General features: G+C 72.3%; 5 protein-coding genes. 4 read left to right on the top strand and 1 reads right to left on the bottom strand.

The annotated features are described in order from the left end of the window. Window positions 1-12: 12 nt before the first annotated feature. The 4 genes from zapE (at window position 13) to ACFV0Q_RS39410 (ending at window position 3625) form a co-directional block, all read left to right on the top strand. A complete protein-coding gene (gene zapE / locus ACFV0Q_RS39425; RefSeq protein ID WP_385012653.1) occupies window positions 13-1122 on the top strand; it encodes a cell division protein ZapE in 1110 nt (369 codons plus the stop codon). 61 nt (window positions 1123-1183) lie between these two features. Then, window positions 1184-1609: an OsmC family protein gene (locus ACFV0Q_RS39420; protein ID WP_385012649.1), complete on the top strand. Its 426-nt coding sequence runs from the start codon at window positions 1184-1186 to the stop codon at window positions 1607-1609. Window positions 1610-1874: 265 nt separating this feature from the next. Continuing rightward, window positions 1875-2705 carry a PPK2 family polyphosphate kinase gene (locus ACFV0Q_RS39415; RefSeq protein WP_385012651.1) on the top strand — a complete coding sequence of 277 codons (831 nt, stop codon included), beginning with the start codon at window positions 1875-1877 and terminating at the stop codon, window positions 2703-2705. A 17-nt stretch (window positions 2706-2722) separates the two neighbouring features. Beyond that, window positions 2723-3625 carry a polysaccharide deacetylase family protein gene (locus ACFV0Q_RS39410; protein ID WP_385012647.1) on the top strand — a complete coding sequence of 301 codons (903 nt, stop codon included), beginning with the start codon at window positions 2723-2725 and terminating at the stop codon, window positions 3623-3625. A 22-nt stretch (window positions 3626-3647) separates the two neighbouring features. Here the strand turns inward: ACFV0Q_RS39410 and ACFV0Q_RS39405 are convergent. After that, window positions 3648-3838 (bottom strand): hypothetical protein (locus ACFV0Q_RS39405; RefSeq protein WP_385012645.1); only part of this gene is annotated, 191 nt, incomplete at its 5' end.

The raw sequence follows: 3838 nt of genomic DNA, 5'->3' as shown, positions 1-3838 counted from the left end.
GAGTTAAGGGCTGTGTCAACTTCACTCTCGACCTCCGGTTCTGCCCCCTCGGGGCAGCCCCCGATAGCCGACGCGGGCCCGCTGGCCCTGTGCGCCCGCGAACCGCGCGTGCCCGCCGAACGGCTGGTGGCCGAGATGGTGCCGCCGCCGCGTTTCGACTCGGTGCGCTTCGACACCTACGACCCGGACCCGGCGCAGCCCAGCCAGTCCGAGGCCGTCACCGTGCTCAGCGGCTTCGCGGCCGGACTGGGCGGCGCGCACGCCAGCGGCGCCGGCAAGCGGCGCTGGTTCTCGAAGAAGCCCGCCGCACCGGCCCCCGGCCCGCGCGGGGTGTACCTCGACGGCGGCTACGGCGTCGGCAAGACGCACCTGCTCGCCTCCCTGTGGCACGCCACCCCGGCCGAGCCCGCGCTCAAGGCCTTCGGCACCTTCGTGGAGCTCACCAACCTGGTCGGCGCGCTGGGCTTCCAGCAGACCGTGCAGACCCTGGGCGGGCACCGGCTGCTGTGCATCGACGAGTTCGAGCTCGACGACCCGGGCGACACCGTGCTCGTGTCCTCCCTGCTCAGCCGGCTCGTCGAGCAGGGCGTGGCGCTGGCCGCCACCTCCAACACGCTGCCCGGCAAGCTCGGCGAGGGCCGTTTCGCCGCCGCCGACTTCCTGCGGGAGATCCAGGGGCTGTCGGCGCACTTCCGCCCGCTGCGCATCGACGGCCAGGACTACCGCCACCGCGGCCTGCCCGAGGCCCCGGCCCCGTTCACCGACGAGCAGGTCGCGAAGGCCGCGTACGGGACCCCGGGCGCGAGCCTCGACGACTTCCCGGGGCTCCTGGAGCACCTGGCGAGGGTCCACCCGAGCCGTTACGGGGCGCTCACCGACGGCATAGCGGCGGTCTGCCTCACCGACGTCGGCCCGGTCCCGGACCAGTCCACCGCGCTGCGCCTGGTGGTGCTGGCCGACCGGCTGTACGACCGCGAAGTGCCGGTGCTGGCCTCCGGGGTCCCGTTCGACCGGCTGTTCAGTGAAGAAATGCTCAACGGGGGATATCGGAAGAAGTACTTCCGAGCCATATCCCGGCTCACCGCGCTCGCCCGCGACGCGAAACCCCTGGTGTCCCAGTAGGTTTGGCACGGCCGGGCGCTTCTGCGGCCCGGCCGTTTCCACTTCTGCGAAGGGATCCACCATGGCCACCACGCGCTCGTCCCACACCGTCTGGGAAGGCAACCTGCTCAAGGGCTCCGGCGTCGTCTCCCTCGACTCCTCGGGGCGGGGTTCGTTCGACGTCTCCTGGCCCTCGCGCGCCGAGGCCGCGAACGGCAAGACCAGCCCGGAAGAGCTGATCGCCGCCGCGCACTCCAGCTGCTACTCGATGGCGCTCTCGCACGGCCTCGACGGTGCGGGGACCCCTCCCACCCGGGTGGAGACCAAGGCCGATGTGACCTTCCAGCCCGGTGAGGGCATCACCGGCATCCACCTGACCGTGCGCGCCGAGGTCCCCGGCCTGGACGCCGAGGGCTTCGCCGCCGCGGCCGAGGACGCCAAGAAGAACTGCCCGGTCAGCCAGGCGCTGACGGGCACGACGATCACCCTGAGCGCCGAGCTCGTCTGATCTGCGCCCCGCCACCTCCACCGGGCCCCGCGCGTACGCCGCGAGGGCCCGGTGCGGTGACGTTCGGCCCTGCCCCTGCGGCCCTTCGCCACCTCGCGGTCGCGTCCGGTGTGCTGGAAGATCGGACGGAGCGACGGGATGGGGGCAGGCAGCGGTGGCCGACAAGACCAAGAGCAGCAAGAGCGAGAAGAAACGGCCCAAGGCCAAGCCGCCCAAGGCCGCCAAGCCCGCCAAGGCCGTCCGCAAGGGCGAGCAGGGTGCCCCGCTGCGCCCGCTGCTGCGGGTTCCGCCCGGTGAGCGGGTCGACCTCGCCGCCCTGCACCCCGACGCCGTCCCCGCCGGCCCCTCCGACAAGGCGGCCGGGGTCGCGGCCACCGCGCGGATGGCCGAGCGGCTGGCCTCCCTCCAGGAGCGGCTCTACGCGGCCAGCACCGCCGGAGACCGCCGCCGGATCCTGCTCGTCCTCCAGGGCATGGACACCAGCGGCAAGGGCGGCACCGTCAAGCACGTGATCGGTCTGTTCAACCCCTCGGGCTGCCGGATCCAGGCCTTCAAGGCGCCCACCCCGGAGGAGCAGAACCACCCTTTCCTCTGGCGGATCATGAAGGCCCTCCCCCAGCCGGGCGAGATCGGCATCTTCGACCGCTCGCACTACGAGGACGTCCTCATCGCCCGGGTCCGCGAACTGGTCCCGCGCAGCCAGCTGGGCCGCCGCTACGCGCAGATCAACCGGTTCGAGAAGTCCCTCGCCGACGACGGCGTCACGGTCGTCAAGGTCTTCCTCCACATCGGCTACGAGGAGCAGCGCGAGCGGCTCCTGGAGCGGCTCGACAACCCCGACAAGCACTGGAAGTTCAACCCCGGGGACATCGACGAGCGCGGCGCGTGGCCCGCGTACCAGCAGGCCTACGAGCTGGCGCTGGAGCGCTGCTCCACGGACTCCGCGCCCTGGTACGTGGTCCCCGCCGACCGCAAGTGGTACCGCAACTGGGCCATCAGCAAGCTCCTGCTGGAGCATCTGGAGGACATCGGTCCGGCCTATCCGCCGGCCGACTTCGACGTCCAGGAGTGCCGTAAACGTCTGCTTGCCACATAGTCATATATTTTGCGTACGTGACCCTTTCTGTACGCAAAGTGGCGGCCGTGGCCGCACTCGGTGCCGCCCTCGTGGGATGCGGGGGCGGCTCCGGCGCTCCGCAGGGCGGCGGTCAGGCCCGTATGGGCACCCCCGCGGCCTCGGGCCCGGCCGCCGCGTCCCCGCCCGGACCGGCGTCCCCCTCCTCCCCCGCGTCCCCGCTGCCCGGTGCGCCGAACAGGGTCCCGACCCTGGCCCCCGGCCCGAACGGCCTGACCCCCGTCTTCGAACGCACGCGCCAGCGGGCCGACAAGACCGTCGCCCTCACCTTCGACGCCGACATGACCTCGGACCAGGGCCCGCGGGCCGCCTCCGGGGAACACTTCGACAACCCCGAACTGATCTCCACCCTGCGCCGCCTCCAGGTCCCGTCCACGGTCTTCATGACGGGCCGCTGGGCGGAGGAGTACCCGGACCAGGCGAAGTCCATCGGCACCGATCCGAACTTCGAGATCGCGAACCACTCCTACAGCCACCACGCCTTCAAGTCCCCCTGCTACGGGCTCCCCGCGCTCGACGCCGACGCCGCCCGGGCCGACGTGGAGCAGGCCTTCGCGGCGTTCAGGAAGGCGGGCGCGGTCAACACGGTGCCCTACTTCCGCTTCCCGGGCGGCTGCTACGACGACGGGGCGCTGCGGGCCCTGGCCCCCGCCAAGGTCACCGCGGTGCAGTGGGACGTGGTCAGCGGGGACGCCTTCGCGAAGGATCCCGACGCGGTGGCGCAGGACGTCCTGGCCGGGGTGAAGCCCGGCTCGGTGGTGGTCATGCACTGCACGCGCAGCGCGGCCCCGGTCACCGAGGAGGCGATCCGGCAGATCGTCCCGGAGCTGCGCAAGCGCGGCTACCGCTTCGTGAAGGTGTCGGAGCTGATGGGGAAGTAGGCGCGGGAGCAGAAGAAACGGTTCAGCCGGAGCAGGCGGTGCGCTGCGCTTCCTGCCACTCGCACACCGGGCACAGCACCACGCCCGGGGTCGCGACCCCGTACTCGGTGGGCTTGCCGCACTCCAGGCAGTCCGCGAACGGCGGCCCGGGCACCCGCCCGGCGGGCGCGGCCGGTGCGGGGCAGTACGACGGGGTCTCCTCCGGCTGGTCCA

Origin of the sequence: Streptomyces sp. NPDC059564, from assembly GCF_042735575.1 — a bacterium.
Taxonomy (GTDB): domain Bacteria; phylum Actinomycetota; class Actinomycetes; order Streptomycetales; family Streptomycetaceae; genus Streptomyces.
Note: the sequence above shows the minus strand (reverse complement) of the source record. Positions and strands in the feature narration are given on the sequence as shown.